This is a genomic window from Lactococcus formosensis, from assembly GCF_037892375.1.
In the GTDB taxonomy this organism is placed as follows: domain Bacteria; phylum Bacillota; class Bacilli; order Lactobacillales; family Streptococcaceae; genus Lactococcus; species Lactococcus formosensis.
Genome location: NZ_CP141721.1, coordinates 1581456 through 1599974 on the forward strand (window position 1 = coordinate 1581456; position 18519 = coordinate 1599974).

General features: G+C 38.7%; 18 protein-coding genes. 13 read left to right on the top strand and 5 right to left on the bottom strand.

The annotated features are described in order from the left end of the window. Nucleotides 1–102: 102 nt before the first annotated feature. Nucleotides 103–483, top strand: a complete 381-nt coding sequence (locus tag VNN39_RS07680; protein ID WP_096368178.1) for a VOC family protein — start codon at nt 103–105, stop codon at nt 481–483. A gap of 69 nt (nt 484–552) precedes the next feature. Here the strand turns inward: VNN39_RS07680 and VNN39_RS07685 are convergent, their stop codons facing one another. After that, nucleotides 553–1386, bottom strand: a complete 834-nt coding sequence (locus tag VNN39_RS07685) for an alpha/beta hydrolase (protein WP_338997309.1) — start codon at nt 1384–1386, stop codon at nt 553–555. Continuing rightward, a complete protein-coding gene (locus VNN39_RS07690) occupies nt 1383–3026 on the bottom strand; it encodes a PucR family transcriptional regulator (RefSeq protein WP_338997310.1) in 1644 nt (547 codons plus the stop codon). Before VNN39_RS07690 ends, VNN39_RS07685 begins: the two co-directional genes overlap by 4 nt. A 126-nt stretch (nt 3027–3152) precedes the next feature. Here VNN39_RS07690 and VNN39_RS07695 point away from each other — a divergent pair, with 126 nt between their 5' ends. The 7 genes from VNN39_RS07695 to arcC are packed head-to-tail and all read left to right on the top strand — an operon-like array spanning nt 3153 to nt 11043. Next, nucleotides 3153–4025: a DUF2877 domain-containing protein gene (locus tag VNN39_RS07695; RefSeq protein WP_338997311.1), complete on the top strand. Its 873-nt coding sequence runs from the start codon at nt 3153–3155 to the stop codon at nt 4023–4025. A gap of 1 nt (nt 4026) precedes the next feature. After that, nucleotides 4027–5568 carry an acyl-CoA synthetase FdrA gene (gene fdrA, locus VNN39_RS07700; protein WP_338997312.1) on the top strand — a complete coding sequence of 514 codons (1542 nt, stop codon included), beginning with the start codon at nt 4027–4029 and terminating at the stop codon, nt 5566–5568. Between the two features lie 4 nt (nt 5569–5572). Next, a complete protein-coding gene (locus VNN39_RS07705; RefSeq protein ID WP_338997313.1) occupies nt 5573–6994 on the top strand; it encodes a DUF1116 domain-containing protein in 1422 nt (473 codons plus the stop codon). 56 nt (nt 6995–7050) lie between these two features. Further along, nucleotides 7051–8172: an ankyrin repeat domain-containing protein gene (locus tag VNN39_RS07710; protein ID WP_338997314.1), complete on the top strand. Its 1122-nt coding sequence runs from the start codon at nt 7051–7053 to the stop codon at nt 8170–8172. A 22-nt stretch (nt 8173–8194) separates the two neighbouring features. After that, complete coding sequence (locus VNN39_RS07715) at nt 8195–9643, top strand: cytosine permease (protein ID WP_338997315.1); 1449 nt, start codon at nt 8195–8197, stop codon at nt 9641–9643. A gap of 56 nt (nt 9644–9699) precedes the next feature. After that, on the top strand, nt 9700–10098 hold the full coding sequence (locus VNN39_RS07720; protein ID WP_338997316.1) for a nucleoside deaminase: 399 nt from the start codon (nt 9700–9702) through the stop codon (nt 10096–10098). A gap of 15 nt (nt 10099–10113) precedes the next feature. Then, nucleotides 10114–11043: a carbamate kinase gene (arcC, locus tag VNN39_RS07725; RefSeq protein WP_338997317.1), complete on the top strand. Its 930-nt coding sequence runs from the start codon at nt 10114–10116 to the stop codon at nt 11041–11043. Nucleotides 11044–11119: 76 nt separating this feature from the next. Here the strand turns inward: arcC and VNN39_RS07730 are convergent, their stop codons facing one another. Both VNN39_RS07730 and VNN39_RS07735 read right to left on the bottom strand, forming a co-directional pair. Further along, the gene (locus tag VNN39_RS07730; protein WP_213433091.1) at nt 11120–11296 is read right to left on the bottom strand and encodes a hypothetical protein; all 177 of its coding nucleotides are present in this window, start codon (nt 11294–11296) and stop codon (nt 11120–11122) included. Continuing rightward, entirely contained in the window at nt 11286–12737 is a 1452-nt protein-coding gene (locus tag VNN39_RS07735; protein WP_338997318.1) for a Y-family DNA polymerase, read from the bottom strand. Before VNN39_RS07735 ends, VNN39_RS07730 begins: the two co-directional genes overlap by 11 nt. A 460-nt stretch (nt 12738–13197) precedes the next feature. On the opposite strand from VNN39_RS07735, the gene VNN39_RS07740 reads away from it, so the two are divergent. Next, nucleotides 13198–14337, top strand: a complete 1140-nt coding sequence (locus tag VNN39_RS07740; protein WP_338997319.1) for an ArgE/DapE family deacylase — start codon at nt 13198–13200, stop codon at nt 14335–14337. 106 nt (nt 14338–14443) lie between these two features. On the opposite strand, the gene VNN39_RS07745 is transcribed toward VNN39_RS07740, so the two are convergent. Next, on the bottom strand, nt 14444–15100 hold the full coding sequence (locus tag VNN39_RS07745) for an FMN-dependent NADH-azoreductase (protein ID WP_338997320.1): 657 nt from the start codon (nt 15098–15100) through the stop codon (nt 14444–14446). An 85-nt stretch (nt 15101–15185) separates the two neighbouring features. Here VNN39_RS07745 and VNN39_RS07750 point away from each other — a divergent pair, with 85 nt between their 5' ends. The 4 genes from VNN39_RS07750 to VNN39_RS07765 all read left to right on the top strand — a co-directional run bounded on the left by VNN39_RS07750 (nt 15186) and on the right by VNN39_RS07765 (nt 18427). Next, nucleotides 15186–16121 carry a helix-turn-helix transcriptional regulator gene (locus VNN39_RS07750; RefSeq protein WP_338997321.1) on the top strand — a complete coding sequence of 312 codons (936 nt, stop codon included), beginning with the start codon at nt 15186–15188 and terminating at the stop codon, nt 16119–16121. 244 nt (nt 16122–16365) lie between these two features. Further along, nucleotides 16366–16668 (top strand): hypothetical protein, encoded by a 303-nt coding sequence (locus tag VNN39_RS07755; RefSeq protein ID WP_338997322.1) that lies wholly within the window; start codon nt 16366–16368, stop codon nt 16666–16668. A 367-nt stretch (nt 16669–17035) separates the two neighbouring features. Then, nucleotides 17036–17596: a hypothetical protein gene (locus tag VNN39_RS07760; RefSeq protein WP_338997323.1), complete on the top strand. Its 561-nt coding sequence runs from the start codon at nt 17036–17038 to the stop codon at nt 17594–17596. A gap of 315 nt (nt 17597–17911) precedes the next feature. After that, entirely contained in the window at nt 17912–18427 is a 516-nt protein-coding gene (locus tag VNN39_RS07765; protein WP_338997324.1) for a DinB family protein, read from the top strand. Nucleotides 18428–18519 lie beyond the last annotated feature (92 nt).

Here is an 18519-nt window from a genome sequence, read left to right on the forward strand (position 1 = left end):
AATTGTTTTTTGCCTTAGACTGTGGGATAATCAATGTAAAAGAAGAAGGTGCGTTTTAGAGCAAGTCACCATCTGTTTACTTTATAGAAAAGAGAAAATACTATGATTAATCTTTGTAATATGCTTTATGTTTCGGATGTCCCAACGCACGCAGAATTTTGGGCGAAAGTTGGTTTGAAAGAACTTCGTCGCCAAGGTTCAGGATTGCAAGAAACGGTGATTTTCGCAGTGGATGCGGATGCTCCTAGCGCTCGCATTCAGTTATGGAATCTTGACTTTATTCGTCAAAATTCACCAGAAGTAGCGGATATGAAAGGCTCTATGCTCTTTACTGTGGATGACTTAGAGGAATGGCATGCGCGTGTCTCTAAAGCAACGAACACAGCAAGCGCAATCAATGATTTCCAAGGTATGGTAAATTTTAATTTCCAAGATCCTGATGGAAATTATTATGCATTTGCGAAGTCTGAATTACCAGAGTGATGGAAAGTTGCACATCTTCACGGCAAATAATCGTAAAAAACTGCTGAAAATTTCGGCAGTTTTTTTGTACTATAAATTATCTAACCATAATAGAAGCTTACGGTAGCTCTCTTGGCTTGCCCCTCCCTTTACTTCACGGTCAAAGTCGTGTGGCAGATTGTCAAAAGTAAGTAGATTGCTTTTAGGAATGAGCCGAGACATGAGCTGTGAAAATGAATAAGGAACGTCTTCATCAGACCTGCTGGCTGCGAGGAAGGTTGGAGGTAAGTTTTTTAAATCATGGGCTGTTAAGCTGTAAGTATCTAATTGTTTAGGAACATCGGTTAAATTTTTAATCCAGGTGCCAGATTGGCGAAAGAAAACATAAAGAAGATAGCGCTGGAGATCTGTTTTAACCATAGGTTTTTTTTGAATTGATTTTGAAACTAGTGTTTCAGAGAGGGACGGATATTTTTGGAAGTTGTGGCTAGGAAGTAAAAATTCATTGTGAAAAAGAGAATGATAACCATAAAAGGCGATGACGGCATTAACTTTAATTCGCTTAGCCCATTGTAAAGCAAGATAGGCACCAGAGCTTCGACCAAAGAGTATTTTTTCATTACTTTGGAGATGAAGAATGTGCATATGATTTTCTTCGAACCATTGAAAAAAGTGTGAAATACTCAAGAAAATCTGATCAAGTTTAGCTTCAGGTGCTAAAACATAATCGATAGAAATAAAAGGATAACCAGATTGGGTAAAGGAGTGGATGTATGACTCTGGCAAGTCATCACGATGTCCAAAGATAAGTCCTCCGCCATGAAAATAAATAATAGCGGGCTTATTGGAATTTGCGAGATTGCTTTCATAAAAAGAGAGCGTAAGAGGAAGGTCCTTGAATGTACTATATATAATTTTTTTCATAGTATTTCGTAATCTCTTAGGAGCTTTAAAGATAAGCTTAAAGGCAGCTGAACGCTAGGATCAGCAAGTTTCAAACCTAAGATACTTTCTATTTTTTCAAGTCGATAAAGTAAAGTGTTGCGGTGAATATAGAGCTGTCTTGAAGCGGTGGCGATGTTTTGATGATACTGTAAAAAAACATCTAACGTCTGAACCAAGTTGCTGTTTGTATCTTGGTCATATTCTATCAGATTAGAAAGATAATGAGAGACAAATTCTTGCGCATGATCCTTGCCAATATGTTGGTGAAGAAAAGTTTCAAAATAATAATCGGCAGAAAAATATATAGGGTCGGGAGAAGTTCCTTGGTAATGTAGCAGTTGGTTTGCTTCTTTGTAACTTTGGTTGAGTCGCTCGATTGTTTGAGTCGAGCCAACAAAAAGATGGAGAGAATAGATCGTACTCATGGATTGTGATAAATAAGTGAAAAAGTCTTGAAAGATCGTCCTTTGTTTATTTTTACGTTCTTCTTTAGTGTTATTGAATAAGCCAATAAAGAGCTCGCCTTGTCTAAAAATATGGATTGAACAGGAAGAAAGTAATTCATAATTTTTACTTATCATCAAAATACGTTTTAAAATAACGTCTTCCTCGTGTTTTCGTTGCAAGGGGCTACTGTTTGACTCAGTAGTATTCTCTACTTTGAGAATAAATACCGAATAGGGCACTTCAAAATTGAAGTCAATTTCATAGGAGTGAAGTTCTTCAATTGAACCTTGTCCGAAAATAAGCTCACGGTAAAAATTTCGTGAAAGGCGATTGGTAATGTGCATTTTTTCCATACGATGGACGATTTTTAAGGCTGTTGCGATGGAAGCTTGCTCAAGTAAAGCATAGTCGTTGCCTGCTAAGAAATGATTTTTTTGGAGAAGCACAATATAGCCGTAATTCACTTGATTAAAGTAGAGGGGCATAATGACACCACTTTGATGATCAGGGAAATTTACTTGGATTGGATGATTCAAAATACTCATATTAATAGGTAAAACACTGAGTGAAGCTGTGTCAAAGTAAGCAACCTTGTTATGTAGTGCCACGTAAGGGGCGAATTCAGAAGAGTATTTTTCAGAAACTAAGCCCCAATCACTTCCAGTAATAATGAGTGGGTTATCAAAAAGTTCCTCTAAACTCCTAATAAGTTTCTCAAAACTGGTTCCCTCAAGCTCAGCGCGCATAAAGGTCGAGTTGGCATCTAAAACATTCTGATAAACCTTTAAGGAGGATTCAGAGAGTAAGTTCATTACTGAGGTCATAATTTTTGAAAAGGAGATACCATATGGAATTTCAATCAAGGGTAGATTGTATTGATTGCACAGTTTAATTAATTCTTCAGGTAAAGGAGTCAAGTAAAGCTGGGGTTTGATGCAAACTGCGGCAATATTGAGATGATGAAAATTAGTGATAAATTTTTCCAATGCATCAGGAGTTTCACTGAAAAGGTAGCCGGAAGTAAGGATTAATTCTCCAGGTGATAACCACTCAGAAGCTCGAGGATTATCAAGGATATTGACACCAGTTATGGCATTTTTAGCGCCATTTTTTCCTGCCAACATTTTGAACTCTTGAGTGAAAGGTAGTTTAAGGAATTCAGAAATATTCATGAGCTTCTCCGTTTCTATTGGTTATATTGTACAAAAACTATTGTAGAATTTCAATTAAACCATACATAGGAAACCCCTTACAAAGGAAGTATAATAAACTTATAAATCGGAAGGGAGGCTTTAGGAGTGAAACAGACAAGCATTGGTAAGGTTGATTTTGATACATTCAAAAGGGTTCATAGTCAAGAGTTTCAGGGGGTTATTCATAGTATATTTGACCATACCATTAATGTTGTATTAAATAAACAAATTCCTAATATGCTTACTCTGGGGGGCCGTCGCGTACGTGGCTCGCCGAATAGTGTTTTTCTCGAGAATTTTCAAGAGCTAAAATCGCATATTTTTCGCGGGCAAAAAGTTAATTTGGCACAAGGTAAGTTGTTCATTGACCCTCAGTTAGAGATAAAATTTCGAATTGATACAGTGGGAACTTCTGAAAAACATAATACTTTACCTTCAAACTTAAGTCAAAAAATAGAGAAGCTGAATATTCTTGAACTGAAAAGTAATCCTTATACAAATAATCCGGCTTATCGTCCTTTCCTTACCCCTCTCCTTTGTGAAATTCAGTCTCTCAAACAAGCCTTAATCGGCGGGGAACACATAAGGATAAGAAAAAATGGACAACGTTTAATCGGTCTAGGTGTAGGTTTAACACCTTCGGGAGATGATGTGCTTACGGGATTATTTTTAACCCTCAACTCTTTACCTAAATGTAAAGAAAGAGTTGTTGAAGATATTTTAGGAAAAAAGGGCTCACAGTTGTCGCATACAAATCTAATCAGCCAACACCAGCTGTATTTTGCGGCTTTGGGTGAGGGGAAGGCAAATGTACTTTCATTTATCGAGGAGAGCGACCCAGAGTTGATTGAGGAACGCGCACAGTCTGTTTTAGAAATAGGTTCGACATCAGGTTTTGACACTCTACTCGGTATAAAGCTTGCCATGGAGTTTATGAGAGCAGAAGAAATTGAAAAAATAGAAATGGAGAAGAATTAACATGAGATTAGTTACAAAAATCATGAGTAACCGGTATATCGACTCAGTGTCCCTTATGGCACTTTCGACCAAAGCTAATCAAATCGAGGAAATTGATCAGATTATTATTGCGATGGCAACAGATATGAATAAAGAAGTTATGGCTAATGTTGGACTGCTTGATGAAACGATTGCTAAAGCAGCATCGAGTGATTTAGTCATTACGATGAAAATTCAAGACTCCGCTCATGAGTCAGAGATTTTTGAAAAAATTGATACAATTCTTGAGCATAAAGAAAAAATAGAAAGTAAAGATACACCACGCACTTATCATATGATAAAAGAGGCAAAAGAAGACATGGAAGAAGCAAATCTTGCCTTGATATCAGTTAATGGTCATTATGCGACGCGAGAAGCACTTCAAGCTCTGAATGCAGGTCTGAATGTGATGATGTTCTCAGATAATGTTTCTGTTGAAGATGAAATCATGCTCAAGGATTTGGCGCTAGAAAAAGATTTGTTGATGATGGGCCCAGACTGTGGAACAGCAATCATTAATAATATTGGTTTAGGTTTTGCAAATAAAGTACGTCGAGGAAATATTGGTATTGTTGGTGCCTCTGGAACGGGAGCGCAGGAAGTGTCTGTTCGTATTCATGAATTTGGTGGGGGTATCTCCCAAATGCTCGGAACAGGTGGACGTGATTTAAATCCAGAAATTAACGGACGAATGATGCTTTCAGGTATTGATATGCTGGCAAAAGATTCTGAAACAGATGTTATTGTCTTGATATCAAAACCGACTACTCCAGAGGTGACGGAAAAAGTGATTTCACGAGTTAAATCCATCGATAAACCAGTTGTGATTTGGTTCGTTGGTCAGATGGTACAATCATCTGAAGGAAATGTCCATTTTGAAAATATGTCAAAAAATGCTGCACTGAAAGCTGTGGAGCTTGCAGGTATTGATCGGAGTCTTCTTGATCTCCACCCACTCAATCTTCCTTTGATTAAAGAGGTCAAGGAAGAGCTGAAACCAGAGCAAAAGTATATTCGTGGACTATTTTCAGGCGGAACTTTAGCATCTGAAGCGTATTTCATTACGAAAGAAAAATATGTTCAAGTTTTCAGTAATACAGCTAAAACAAAAGAAAATCAAATAAAAAACTTGAGCGTCTCCGAAGGACATACTTTTATCGACTTTGGTGCGGATGAATATACGGATGGAAAACCACATCCAATGATTGATCCAAGCACACGTCTGGAACGCTTCAGAAAAGAAGCACAAGATCCAGAAGTGGCAGTAATTTTACTGGATTTCGTACTGGGCTATGGTGCAAACGAAGATCCAGTCGGTGCTTTTACAGAAGAAATTATCAAAGCAAAAGCAGCAGCAAATGAAGCTGGACGCCATCTTGAAGTAATAGGTTATATTTTAGGGACGGGTCTTGATGAGCAAAATTATCAAGAACAACTTGATAAACTAGTGGCAACTGGAGCAACTTATGCAAGTAGTATGCAAAATGCTGCCTTACTAGCACGAGAAATGGTTGAAAAGGAGTAATCATATGAATAATTTATTTACTAGCGATTTGAAAGTTATTAATGTCGGACTCGAAAAATTTGCAGCAGATATCCATAATCAAGGTGCAGAAAGTATTCAACTCGAGTGGGCTCCTCCAGGTCTAGGAAATGCTGATGTGATTAAAGCACTTACTCTACTTGAGAAGCCAGAAAATATTGCCAAAATCGAAGAAGCTAATAAAAATGTACTTGAGATTATTACTTCATCAAGTATTTATCTTACTGGCTATGCGCCTGCACTAGAAGTTGTCCCAGGCATGAAGAAAAATATGATTCTTCATGCAGGACCAAGAATAAGCTGGGACAAGATGAATGGTCCCATGCGTGGTGCAGTTCTTGGTGCAGTGATTTTTGAAGGCTTTGCAAACAATCTTGAAGAAGCTAAAAAATTTGTTGAAGCAGGAAATATTGAATTTAGCCCCTGTCATGAACACAATGCAGTAGGCTCAATGGCAGGTGTGACTTCAGCTTCAATGTATGTCCATATCGTCGAAAATAAAACCTACGGAAATACTGCCTACACCAACTTATCAGAGCAGCTTTCTAAAATCTTACGGATGGGAGCCAATGATGAATCCGTGATTCATCGACTTGTCTGGATGAGAGATGTTTTTGGACCGATGCTTGCAGAAGCAATGACGTATATTGAAGGGGGGATTGACCTTCGCTTAATGGCTGCAGAAGCGGTGCACATGGGTGATGAGCTTCATAATCGGAACGTGGCAGGAACAACCTTGCTCATTCAAGCTTTAACGCCTGGTATTATTCAGACCCACTTTACAACAGCACAAAAAAAAGAAGTTTTTGACTTTGTCGCAAGTTCGGATTATTTTTCCGGACCGACATGGATGGCTTTTTGTAAAGCAGCGTTGGATGCAGCTGTCGGTATGGAAGAGTACAGCTCAATCGTAACAACAATGGCCCGTAATGGTACAGAATTTGGTATTCGCTTGGCGAGTATGGAGCCAACGGACTGGTTCGTTGGCCCTTCGCAAAAGGTGATTGGACCGATGTTTGCGGGATATACAGAGGCTGATTCTGGATTAGACATTGGGGATTCAGCTATTACTGAAACCTTTGGCTTAGGCGGGTTTGCGATGGCAGCTGCCCCAGCAATTGTTGCTCTTGTCGGCGGTACGGTTACTGATGCTTTAAACTATAGCATGGAGATGGAAAGTATCACAACGGGTCAAAATCCCAACATCACGATAGCTCCCCTAAACTTCAGGGGACTGGCGACAGGTATTGATATTATGAAGGTTGTGCAGAGTAATGTACTGCCAGTGATTAATACAGCAATCGCCCATAAAGATGCGGGAATTGGGATGATTGGTGCTGGGATCACTTACCCCCCTTATGAAGCCTTCCAAAAAGCAATTGTCGCTTTTAGCCAAAAATTCAACTAGAAAGTAGAAGGCAAAGTTAATCTGAGATTGAAAGATGACTTTGCTTGGTCAAAATGATGGAAAAAACACTTTTTGAAGTTTTAAACATGAGCAATCACGAAGAACTTTTGAGCGAGTTGGAGAATAGGGAAAGTCCTGACTTGACAGTTGTTAATGAATCAGGACAAAGTCCGCTACATCTGGCAGTCTTAGCTAACCAAGTGGATGTTGCAGCAATTTTATTGTCCAGAGGATTTGATCCGAGTCAAAAGGATAAGAATCATCTCTCTCCTTTTATCGCAGCGGCAGCAAATGGTTTTACCGAGCTCTTTGAGTTACTGCTGGAATATCAGCCAGATGTAACGCATTTCAATCGCTTTGGCGGAACAGCTTTACTGCCATCAAGTGAAAAAGGCTTTCTAAGTATCGTTCAACTGGCACTCGATGCAGGAGTTCCAGTAAATCACGTGAATAAGCTAGGATGGTCAGCTCTGCTTGAAGCTATAATTCTTGGTAATGATGGTTTTCTCTATCGTGATATCGTTGAGGAGCTTATGGTAGCTGGAGCAGATATTGATATCGTAGACTTCTCAGGATACTCTGCAGTGGATTATGCGAAACAAAAGAAGAGTGAACTAATTCTTACTGTCCTTGAAAATAAGCAGGATGAGAGTGATTTTATCATGATTAAGCATTTAATTCGTCAAGGCAAGAGTACTGCGGCTATTCAACGGCTTTTAAAGCTACCTGTTTCGCCTGAGCAAAGCTATTATCTGGGCGTTGCTTATGAAAACTTGAAGAACTATGAAGCGGCACAGTATTATTATGAAAAGGGTCGGAAACAGACGGTAGAATTTGCTTATTACCTCGCAAATTTGGCAAAGAAAATGGGTGATACTGAAAAAGCTCTGGCTTATTTTGATAAAGGGGCGCAATACCTAGAATCTCGAGACTTCTTTCTTTATCATAAATCTAATTTTTTAAGAGAACTCGGTCGACATGAGGAAGCTGTAGAAGTCATGAACTCACTTCTGTCAGAAGAACCTGATCGCGTGGATTATATGTTCCACAAAGCCAATAGCTTACGAGCACTTGGTAAATTTCAGGAAGCGTATGAAACGATGCTTCTGGCAAAAAGGACCCAACCGGAAAATCCCTTGTTTGCTCAACAAGCGAAATTAATCGAGGACGAAATGTAAAATATAAAAGGAGTAATGTCAAATGATGGAAATAAGTGCTACAGCAACTGCTGTAAAAAATGAGCAAGCAATTGATTTTAGTTCAGTTTCTGAAGAATTGCGGCCAAAGTCGCAAGAGGAGCGTGATTGGGGCATTCGACAATTTACAACCTTATGGATGGGTCCTGTTCATAACATTCTCTCTTACATGACAGTTGCGGGTTTCTTCTTGTTAGGCTTGAATTCTAAGCAGGTATTTGCAGCGGTAATGGTTTCTGCTGTTATTGTCTCGTTTTTCTATGTGGTAAACGGTGTTGCCTCAGCTAAATATGGAATACCTTTTACGATGGTGTTACGTTCAGTATTTGGGACGAAAGGGTCAATCTTTCCTGCTTTAGCGCGTGGCTTGATAGCAGGAGTAGTATTTACTGGTACACAAACTACAGTAACTGCTGGAGCAATGGATGTTATTTTTAACCGAATTTTCCCAGGATATACATCCATTGGAGGTGGAGCTAGAATATTTGGTTTGCCAGTGTATACTGCTCTTAGTCTTGTCCTTGTATGGCTTGTAACGGTTTTACTCTTTATGGGAGGGAACAGCGTCATTGATAAACTTGGAACTTATGCCTCACCAGTGGTTTATCTTTTCATCATTGGGGCAGCTGTTTGGGCAATTACAATTGCAGGTGGTTTTAACAATGTTATGAACTACGCACCTGAACATCATCAATTTAATACTCTTTTATTTATTACTTGTGTGAGCGCTCTAGTATCTAACTGGGCAGGTCCTATCGTAAATACAGGAGATTTCACATCACGCGCTCAATCAATGAAAGCAATGGCAATCGGTCTCCCTTTAGGATTCATCCTGTCCTATGTACTGTTTGCTATTACTTGTGTCAGCCTATTTGCAGGAACAGCAATCGCTTTTCCTGAGTTCAAAAATTTTGACATCGTCCAGTCGATCAATCAAATGGACAGTACTCTAGCAGTGATTGTCTTGATTATGGCACTCAATATTGGGGCTGTGGCTTTTGTTGTCTTTGGTAATCTCTTCCCAGCTGGACTCCAGCTAACCTCTCTAGCACCAAAAATCTTTACAGTAAAACGAGGTGGGCTGCTTACAGCTGTTGTTGGTATTCTTATCATGCCATGGAATATTATTAATCACCTGTTCCTCTTTTATAGCTTTATCGGCTCAATGTTTGGTCCAATCACTGGGATTATGCTTTCGGACTTTTTTATCAACAAACGAGGTGTGATGAATTTAAAAGAGATTTATGCCGAGTCTGATAGCATACAGAGTGTCAATTATAATAAACGTGCCATGTGGGTTTTAGCGGTAAGTTTTGTACTTTCAATGATTGGTGCTTTTGTCCCTCAGATTGGTCTTTTAAAAGCTATGGATGATTTTGCCTTCTTTACAGGTTTAATTTCATCATTTGTCATTTACACAGCGGTTACTCTATGGAGCGCTCGCAAAAAATAAGAGGTAAAACTATGAATAAATATTTTGAATTAGCGACAGCGGCTACTATCAAAGGGATGCGGCGCAGAGAAGGTGGACCATTTGGTGCAACTATTGTCCGCGAAGGGCAAGTGATCGCAGCCGTAGGAAATACGATGGTACGTGACACAGATCCCTCGGCACATGCGGAAATGGTAGCAGTACGTGAAGCCTGTCAAAAACTGGGCACAATGGATCTCTCTGACTGTGAGATATATGCAACATGTGAACCCTGTCCTATGTGTGTGGGCGTTATGATGTGGGCCAATGTGAAAAAAGTTTATTATAGCAGTAAAGGGAAGAAGCTGCGCTACACGGTTTTTCCGACATGCATCTTCGTCGCTATCTTGAAGGAACAGCCCCTGAGCTATTTAATATGGAATATGTGGGAGAACGTACAGACTGTAACCAGCTCTGGCAAATTTTTAAAGATATAGAAGGAGAAGCGAACCATGATTGAGAAGAAAAAAAGAGTTGTTATAGCTTTAGGTGGCAATGCAATCTTGAAACCAGGTCAAAAAGGGACTTTCGATGAACAAAAAGAAAATATAGAGATTAGTGTGGATAGCTTTGGTGCAATTATTGAAGCAGGTTATGAGCTGGCTATTGTACATGGTAATGGCCCACAAGTGGGGCAAATCCTACAACGTAATGAACTGTGTGCCCAGGAAATCCCAGCTCAACCTTTTTCTAGTGCAAGTGCACAATCACAAGGTTATATTGGATATATGATTCAGGAATCAATAAAAAGCCGTTATCCAGATCTTGATGTTGCTACTATTTTGACGATGACGGAAGTGGATGCTGCAGATCCTGCTTTTGAAAAGCCGACAAAACCTATTGGTCTATTTTACTCTCGAGCAGAAGCTGAAAAGATGGAAGAAGAAGGGTTTGTTATGGGCGAAGATGCTGGCCGGGGTTATCGCCGATTGGTCCCATCTCCTCAACCACAAACTATTGTAGAGAGTAACAGTGTGAAAAAACTTTTGGATACCCAAACTGTGGTCATTTCCTGTGGCGGAGGTGGAATTCCTGTAGTGAAAAAAGAAGGTATGTATGTAGGACAGGATGCTGTTATTGATAAAGATGCAGCAGCCCTCAAATTGGCGGAAAATATTGATGCGGATGTCTTGATGATTTTGACTGACGTACCTAATGTTTTCGTGAATTATGGGAAAGAGAACCAAACTAAACTGGAGGAAATTAAAGTAGCGGAACTGGAAAAATTCTACAAAGAAGGACATTTTGCAGCAGGTAGCATGGGTCCAAAAGTTAAAGCTTGTATTGACTTTGCCCAACAGGGAAAACAGGCAATAATATCTTCCTTGGAAAATGGCGTAGCCGCATTAGAGGGAAAGATGGGCACACGTGTTACACGTTGATACTTTTTACGAAGTTGAAACAAAAAAGAAGCCTTATCAGCTTCTTTTTTGTTTATTGTTATATCTTTACAGTAAATTAATCCGTATATTCTATTATCTTCGATGTATTCCTTGCTTCTAATTCCTCTTTTTCTCTTAATTTTCGCTGTGCTTCAGACAATTCTCCTGTGGCGAAAGCGCCCCATTTCATCATCCCTCTATCTTGATAGTTACGGATGGATTCGTAAGGGCTATATGAGCGATCAACTGTCATTCTTCTCTCCTCCTGCGGCAGCGTGGCCGCCAATCATTTTATTTCTTTCTAAAACTCTAGAGCCAGCTGTCAAAATGCTGGCTTTTTGAATGGCTGTAAAGTCAAATTTATCACGTATTTCATCGATGGCATTTTGCAGAGCTTCCTGTTTTTGATGAGCGATGATCTTAGGCTCATGAGAGAGCATTGTCTCAAAAAGATTAAGCTGTTTGATATTTTCACTGGATAAATCAAAACCACCAATACCGATTTCTCTCACAACCTCATCACGATATTTTTTTCTAAAGAGCCGCAAAAATTCGGCTTGTATATCCGTCGTACTCTGAGTAGGTTCGATTTTACTGGATATTTTTATCGAGGAAGAGTATTCTTTGTAAGAAGGTTTGACGTAGAGAAAGAGACCGCCTGCTAGTTTTTTCCCCTTACGAAGTCGAATAGCAAGATGTTCAGCCATTTCTTTAATTACGAGTTCAATTTCATCTTGTTGTACATAATCGCGCGGCAAAATCTGATTGTTACTGTAGCTTTCTGATTTTTTATGGTGCTTCTCACGGACATTGGTTTCATCAATACCATGTGCATGAAAAAATTGTTGCAGTCCAACAACGCCCATTTTTCGTTTAATCCGATCAGGGTTCGCATGAGCCAGATCCTTGATAGAATATATTCCTAACTTGTTGAATCTTTTCTCTGTCCGTCTCCCAATCCCCCAAAAGTCAGTCATCTTCGAAAGTGTCCAAACTTTTTCAGGGACATCTTCGTAACGGATGAGCGCCCGCATAGTTGTACTGTGCTTGGCATAATTGTCCATGGCGAGTTTGGCAAGCAAAGGATTGTCCCCCATTCCTACAGTTACATACAAACCCATCTGATCAAGGACTTTTTTCTGTAAATCTCGCGCTAACAAATCCATCTGTTCATATTTATCTTTGACTTTAGGGTAGAACAGGTTCAGAGATTCTGTAACATCAAGGAAGGATTCGTCAATAGAATAGGAGTGGATTTCTTCAGAAGAAGTGTAATTAGCGAGGAGTTGCTGCATCTCGATATTCTTATCGATATAAAGTGCCATCTGCGGTGGGACGATATGTGTGCGTTTAGCCCAGCTTTCAATAAAAGCGACATGTTGCATGGAGGGTTCTGTACGTTGCCCATAAATGTCAGTATGCTTGGCATACCAACGCCGATAGTTAAATTTCCTATTTTCCAGTAAAAAAGGTAAATCTGCAGCACGACTGACGTTGGATTTACCAAAAACCTCTTTAAATTTAGGACTAGAAGCTAAGATGAGGCCATAAGAATGATCTGAACGACTCATGACGCAAAGAGAGGTTTCTAAAGGGTGAAGTCCTCGCTCGACGCATTCGATAGAAGCATAATTGGATTTTACATCCTCAAAAAAGATTGCGCGCCGCGGCTCACGTGTATAGTCAATAAACATTTAATATCCTTTAGTAAATATTGGTTTATTCAATATTATATACCTAAAAGAGGCGTAAAACAACTGAAAATATCCATAAAATCAATATTTAGTCGTTGGGTAATCCCAATGACATTGTATAAAAAAGTTGTAATGAAAAAGACCCCACACTGGAGGAAGGGAGGGTGATTATTGCTATAGGAACTTCGCCTATTATTGCAAAATCTCTGCATGCTTGTCTTAGGAGCACGTGACTTGTTATAGGTAAAAGACGTGACATTACTCATCAATACTATAGTAGAAGGGTAGGAGGAGGTATCTGCACGTCTCAAAGGACAACGACAAAATCCTGCTCACTATGTAAAAAATATTTTGAAGGAATAAAAAGTATAAATATTGGAAAGAGAAAATAACAAAGAGTACAATAATTAATAGAGATTAGATTAATAATGCAAATGAATTAAAAATTAGGAGGGATTTCATGGAAAAAGAAGAAAAAGTTAAAATTTTACAAGATTTGATAAAAATCAAATCGATTAACGGTAATGAAGAAGAAGTCGCTATTTATTTACAAAACTTATTGAAGAATCACGGAATTGACTCTAAATTAATTAAATATGCTGAAGGTCGTAGCAGTTTAGTAGCCGAAATCAAGAAAGGCTCAAGTCATCGAGTTTTAGGACTGACGGGACATATGGACGTAGTCGATATTGGTAATGAAGAACTTTGGACATATCCACCTTTTTCTGCGACTATTGATGGTGATAAATTATATGGACGTGGTTCAACAGACATGAAATCTGGGCTTGCAGCTATCACGATTGCAATGATTGAATTAAAAGAAGCCGATGTTAATTTTGATGGTACAGTCCGTTTGCTAGCTACAGTAGGTGAAGAAGTCGGAGAACTTGGCGGTCGTCAGCTCACAGAACTCGGCTATGCGGATGATTTATCCGGCTTGATTATCGCTGAACCTACCAACTATAATTTGGTCTACACGCATATGGGTTCGATTAACTATTCTGTCGTCTCGGAAGGTAAGGCTGCGCATAGCTCGCAACCTCAAGAAGGCTTTAATGCAATTAACCACCTGAATGAATTCATTACTGCTATTAACGCTGAAATGGCCCAAATTGCTGAAGAATATCCTGATTCAGAACTTGGTACCACTATTCATAATATCACTGTTATCCGAGGGGGAGATCAAGTGAATGCTATCCCTGGGGAAGCCAGACTTGAAGGAAATATCCGAAGTGTGCCAACCTATGATAATGATAAAATTAAAGCTAAACTTCAAGAAGTAGTTGATAAAGTGAATGTCGACTATGATTATAAGCTTACATTAGCCATTGACGAAGATAAAATTTCGGTGCAGTCTGATAAAAACTCAACCTTGATTCAAACTATCCAAAGCGAGTTTGAAACACCTTTGCCAGTGATTGGAATTGCAGGAACCACAGATGCTGCAGAGTTTGTTAAAGCCAAAAATAAATTTGACTTTGTTGTCTTTGGTCCAGGAGTGAGCACCCTTCCTTACCAAATCAATGAATACGTTGAAATTTCAAATTACTTAGATATGATAGGTACTTACCAAAATATTGCTAAAAAATATTTAGGTTAAGGTGGCTTTTAAGTATAAAAAAACCAAGCAACAGCTTGTTTTTTTATTTTCATCTCCTGAGAAGACAAAGCCACGATTTCTTTACTAAATATTGGTCCATAAAATACTATTGATAAAAAGAACTAAATTTTTGCTCTAAATCAGTAAAAGCGGTGTTTAAAATTCTGTCTTTATCCTGGGTTGCAGTACCCTCTGCCCGTACTAACTGAAAGTCATCAAAACCCATCATTTCTTGGAAAATGGTTTGCATATAGTGTGGTGCAATATCGACAGATTTATATATACTATCTGCTGTATAGACCGAGCCACTGGCGAAAAGCATGAGCATCTTATAGTTGTCTCTCAGCAAGCCTTCTGAAACTTTTCCTTGCTCATCTGGCTCAGCAAGATAACGGAAGGTTTCGCGAGCGATCATCAGATTATCAATATAGTCCTTCATACGTGAGGTAATGTTGAAGTTATGTAAAGGTGTGGACACAACAACCCGCTGGTCAGCTTTGAACTGCTCTAATAAAAACTGGCTGCGCTCAGCAATTTTACTTTCAGTTGAGCTTAGTTCTTTACCGGTTGCTTGTTTCTCCCAAACACTCCAAAGTGATGTGGCTTCAATACGTGGAATATCTTCCTCATAAAGGTTCATAATGGTTAAGTCTTTTTCTGGGTAGTGTGTGTGGTAAAGCTCTATAAATTTATCTTGAAGCTGTACAGAAAAGTGCTCATGATTTGTAAAGCCTGGATGCGAGTTGATCACTAAAGTTTTCATAAATAAAATCCTCTTTCTTTTGATATACTTAGTATACATTGAAATAGTGCCAAAATAAGTCACTATTAAAACGGAGAAAAATAAAATGGAAAAATCAGTACGTCTGAACCAAGAACTCATCTACCTCAGCGACAAACACGAGTTTCAACTCAAAGACCTCATGAGAGAATTTGATATTTCGAAACGGACAGCTTTACGTGATGTTGAAGCCTTGGGGCAAATGGGACTGGCCTATTACTCCGAAACAGGGAAATACGGTGGCTATAAAATCATCAATCAAAGATTATTACCCCCTGTTCACTTTAATAGTGATGAGATTCATTCGATATTCTTTGCTCTATCTGCGCTGCAACAGCTAACCAGCACCCCTTTTGAAAAATCTTATGAACAAATCCAGCAAAAATTGTCTGTTCTTTTACCTCAAGCACAGCAAAAAGAAATCGACAAGCTCTTGAAAGTTGTTCATTATTATAGTGTGCCACCGATTAATCCGCCAAAAGCTTTAGCCTTGATTTTGCAGTCGATTTTGGAAAGTAAGGTTGTTTCGCTGGTTTATACCCAGTATGAAAGGGCGGAGCTTCATTTACAATTTAATGAAATCTTTTATCGTGATGGGATTTGGTTTTCGAGTGCTTATGATATTTTTGCAGAGCAATGGGGCACTTATCGTTGTGATTATATGGTTGATGTTGCTTTAGAAGAGCATCTTAAACGTACTTATACGTTGACAGAACTCAATGACTTCCAAAAAACATATGAAAGTGAGTTTCACAATATTCCCTTTCGCTGCCGTTTGACTAAGTTTGGTAAGGAGTCCTTTTTAAAACATCGTTATCCTAATATGGAACTGGAAGAAATAGATGGTATTTTTTATATGACAGGCGGTTATCACGAGACAGAGTTAAACTATATGGTGCATTATTTAACGTCCTTTGGAAAACATTTAGTAGTAGAAGAGCCGCTACAGTTGAAAAAAGCTTACGTGAAGCACTTGAAGGATATGCTTTCATTGATGGAATGATTTTTATATTGAAGCCGATAAAAAGAAGAGTGTATTAGGACCCTTCACAACTTGGAATTCTTTTATGTGCGGTAGACAATCACCTAATTCTTATCATTAGCTTGATTATCTTAGCTGTCCTGTCTGCAACCTACTATCTCATTTATCTACACGATACCCAGTCGTATTTACTAGAGTGCTAGCAAATCATGTGGTCTTCTTGATGAAAAGTGATAAAATAATAAAAAACAAAGGAGACATAAAAATGGGACTTTTTGATTTTGCGAAAAACTTGGACTTGGGAAGCTTGACCGACCAAGCACAAGAGCTTTTAGGGGGAGATGTGGTAGAAACACTTTCTAATGTAGTCGGTGGTGATTTGTCAGAAGTAAGCAACACATTGACGGAAAATGTTCCAGCAGACTTCGCAGATCAGGCAGGAAATCTGGTAGACGGCGCGCGTGAAAATGCAAGTGGCCTTTTAGATGGTGCCTCTGAGCAGTTACCTGAGCTTGGGGAACAAGTGGGTGGAGCAGTAGAAAGTTTTAAAGACTTGCTTGGTCTGTAAAAAATATATGTGCTGATTGAAACAAGAGAGGAAGAAAATGCCGTGGAATACAGAGTAAAATGCTAACCTTTTTGTTTGCAGTTCAATACGATTGCTTTACTTATTAGAAAAACTCTCCAAGATGGAGAGTTTTTTTCACCCAAGCAAAGTCTGTTAACTCGGTAAATATTTTGAATCCAATAAGAAAAACATTACAATAGACTATATAAATGCAATCAGTATATTCTTTAGATAAGAATAGTGCTGAAGTTTCACTAGCGATTTACAGACCTAGAAGCACAAGCATTGGCGGTACTACAAACTCTATGAGATTCCAGTTTTGCAATTTAGAGATTTTAAAAAATAAAATGACATGTGGAGGAATAGCGTGAAAAATTTTTTGAAATTATCAGCTCTTGTTTTAATTGCTGGAGGAGTCGTTGCAGTTCTATTGATCAAAATAATGTCAATAACATTGGAAGAAGGTCAACAGACATCTCTATTTGAACATGAAAAAGTAGTGCAGTCTTCAAGAAAACAAGAAAATAAGACTTCAGAGCCTAAACACACTTATAAAAAGCAAGAAGTTATTCCAACAGCACTTTCTATCGAACATGATGTGTCTCCTACACGAGAAGATTTACAGCGTTATCTGTGGTGGTCAGAAGGGAGTCAACAAAATGTACGATTTACTGATCAAGTGAGGCAGGCTTTCCAGAGCGGAGGCGCGGAAAATAAAGCAGTTATTATTTCTGAGTTTCCCTATCAAGTAACAGACAACATCTTGTATTATGATTATTCGCAGTTTGAAAATCCAATGCATATCGATGAGCATCCGAGCATGGTGATGTGTTGGGAAGGAAATAAACTCATCCTCTCACCAAATGATAACCAAGGATATAAAGAAGAACGTAGTGAGATTTTGATTCCAATAGAAAAAATAAATTAGAAAAAGAATTATCATAGAAGAACGGATACGCTGTTCTATTTGAAATAATAAGCTTGAAGAACTTCAAATAAATATTGATGAATAGGGAAGCCTTTTTGAGGCTCTGGCAGAAGAAAAAATGCTCGAACTGCTTAGAGCTCTACGCATTAGTTATTAAAAAATTTTGTGTACTCTTAAGCACCCGGAGGTACAGCATCTCCCTAATCAGCTTTCGTCTAATGAAGAAGATGCAGAGAAGGTTGCGGATGACTTGGAGAAAGTATGAAAGACTCCTAAAAATAATGGAGTAGCAAATGAATAGAACGGAGTATTCAGATGATTAAAAAAAGTTTATTGTCCCAACTTGAGCTTGCTTGGTCTTTGCTGGATTATCATTTGAGCGATATCTCGGTAGAGGAGATGTCTTTTGAGGTGACCCAACCGAGCGTCTCAACTCAAGGATTTCCAGAAACAGAAGGCTATGATATTGGTATGCCTACCATTGCCTGGATCTTATGGCATATGGATTTTTGGTGGTCAATGGCACTTAATCATAACTTTGGCGATGGTCATTTGAAGGTCGAGGATATTTCTTGGCCAAATGATGTAAATTCAGCTTATGCACACCTGACGAACCTTAAAAATCAATGGAGTACGTGCTTATTGGAAATGTCAGAAGCAGACTTTGCCCAGCCAAAATCAAAGCAATGGCCACTTCAGGACAACCCTTTTTATGAGATTGCAGGTTGGCTAAACATGGAGTTGATGAAAAACGCTGCAGAAATAGGAAGTATACGTTTTGCTTATGGCGCTCAGAAAGAACAAAGAGTGGGAAGTATGGAACGTGACTGAAGCAATGGCAAGAGTTAGTCCTCTTCGAACTTTTCAATTACGAGTATTCATTTTTTTCTTTCTCATAAAGTTATTCTTCTTGAAGATTATAT

Coding starts and splice junctions, on each gene's coding strand:
- VNN39_RS07680 (WP_096368178.1), top strand. CDS start 103: ATGATTAATCTTTGTAATATGCTTTATGTTTCGGATGTCCCAACGCAC.
- VNN39_RS07685 (WP_338997309.1), bottom strand. CDS start 1,386: ATGAAAAAAATTATATATAGTACATTCAAGGACCTTCCTCTTACGCTC.
- VNN39_RS07690 (WP_338997310.1), bottom strand. CDS start 3,026: ATGAATATTTCTGAATTCCTTAAACTACCTTTCACTCAAGAGTTCAAA.
- fdrA (WP_338997312.1), top strand. CDS start 4,027: ATGAGATTAGTTACAAAAATCATGAGTAACCGGTATATCGACTCAGTG.
- VNN39_RS07705 (WP_338997313.1), top strand. CDS start 5,573: ATGAATAATTTATTTACTAGCGATTTGAAAGTTATTAATGTCGGACTC.
- VNN39_RS07710 (WP_338997314.1), top strand. CDS start 7,051: ATGGAAAAAACACTTTTTGAAGTTTTAAACATGAGCAATCACGAAGAA.
- VNN39_RS07715 (WP_338997315.1), top strand. CDS start 8,195: ATGATGGAAATAAGTGCTACAGCAACTGCTGTAAAAAATGAGCAAGCA.
- VNN39_RS07720 (WP_338997316.1), top strand. CDS start 9,700: ATGCGGCGCAGAGAAGGTGGACCATTTGGTGCAACTATTGTCCGCGAA.
- arcC (WP_338997317.1), top strand. CDS start 10,114: ATGATTGAGAAGAAAAAAAGAGTTGTTATAGCTTTAGGTGGCAATGCA.
- VNN39_RS07730 (WP_213433091.1), bottom strand. CDS start 11,296: ATGACAGTTGATCGCTCATATAGCCCTTACGAATCCATCCGTAACTAT.
- VNN39_RS07735 (WP_338997318.1), bottom strand. CDS start 12,737: ATGTTTATTGACTATACACGTGAGCCGCGGCGCGCAATCTTTTTTGAG.
- VNN39_RS07740 (WP_338997319.1), top strand. CDS start 13,198: ATGGAAAAAGAAGAAAAAGTTAAAATTTTACAAGATTTGATAAAAATC.
- VNN39_RS07745 (WP_338997320.1), bottom strand. CDS start 15,100: ATGAAAACTTTAGTGATCAACTCGCATCCAGGCTTTACAAATCATGAG.
- VNN39_RS07750 (WP_338997321.1), top strand. CDS start 15,186: ATGGAAAAATCAGTACGTCTGAACCAAGAACTCATCTACCTCAGCGAC.
- VNN39_RS07755 (WP_338997322.1), top strand. CDS start 16,366: ATGGGACTTTTTGATTTTGCGAAAAACTTGGACTTGGGAAGCTTGACC.
- VNN39_RS07765 (WP_338997324.1), top strand. CDS start 17,912: ATGATTAAAAAAAGTTTATTGTCCCAACTTGAGCTTGCTTGGTCTTTG.